This window comes from Variovorax sp. dw_308, assembly GCF_019207085.1.
Classification (GTDB): Bacteria; Pseudomonadota; Gammaproteobacteria; order Burkholderiales; family Burkholderiaceae_C; genus Variovorax.
In genome coordinates, this window is the sequence record NZ_JAATOM010000088.1 from 1 (window position 1) to 1036 (window position 1036).

General features: G+C 60.0%; 1 protein-coding gene. It reads right to left on the reverse strand.

The window, feature by feature from the left end:
• Positions 1-911 (reverse strand): HAD domain-containing protein (locus HCU76_RS36310; RefSeq protein ID WP_218512059.1); only part of this gene is annotated, 911 nt, incomplete at its 3' end.
• Positions 912-1036 lie beyond the last annotated feature (125 nt).

A 1036-nucleotide genomic window follows, 5' to 3' on the forward strand; every position in this document is an offset into this window, starting at 1 on the left:
GTCAGGAACGCATTGCGAAGCATGTGAAATTCGAACGTCGTGAGGCCCTTATCCTTCTTGCACAGAACGAGGTACGGGTCGTACAGGTCACGTAGTTCCTCCGTTGGAAGCACGTCAAGTGCGTCGACCAGCGTGGCGCCGGAGAGCGTGTCGTCCAAGATCACGAAGTTGTCGCGATAGTCGGGGTGCTCCCCAAGCCAATCCTGGATCTCAAGCCAGCGAGTTGACGCTCTTGGGCGCCATTTCGTTTGGCCGTCGTGATGCAGGTTCTCGATGACAAAGTCCAGGCCGCAAAGGTACAGGATGCTGGCCAGCGCATCCTCTGAGAAAAGACGACGCCAGGAGGTGGTCAGGACGATTTGAGGCCGAAACTCGTCCTGCACAGAACGCAGATAGCCGACGGCATGGGGGTCGAAGAGCTTCGTCCACATCGACCTTTGGTGATCGAGAACCGCCTGGAGATCACCGTCTTCGCGATAGATGTGTTGCACCGTGTCGAACACGCTGTCGGCGTTCACGCAGATCACATCATCGAAATCCAGGAAGAGCACGGGCCTTTCACTGCGCCGTGGGCATTTTTCCAGCGCGGCGCGTTGGCTCCCGATCTGGACGACCTGCAGGGCCTCCAATGCCTGGTCGGTTCGACCGAGCGAAAGCAGCGCTCGGGGCGTGGCATTGCCAAACGGCGCGAGCGTCGCATGGCAAAACCAGTCGATCGCTTTGTCGAGACCGCCCAGGATGCGTGCGGCTGCTTCCAGGATCTTCCGGCCGCAGGCCAAGTACAGCAGTGTCCACGGATCCTCCGAGGGCCTGCGAGTGGCGCGCCTGAAGGCTTGCACTTGCGAGTCAAACGCTTTCTCGCCGGTGGCACGACACCAGCCTTCAGATGTTTGCAGTTCGTCGAGCGTCATGTCGAGATCGAGGTGCGGGCCTGGCGAATGAGGTCCTCGAACGCAGCGGGACCGCAGACCTTTCGCGTGTGCTTCTTGCATACGCAGCGCAACCACTGTGGTGAAGGAACGATTTCGCCAGGGGC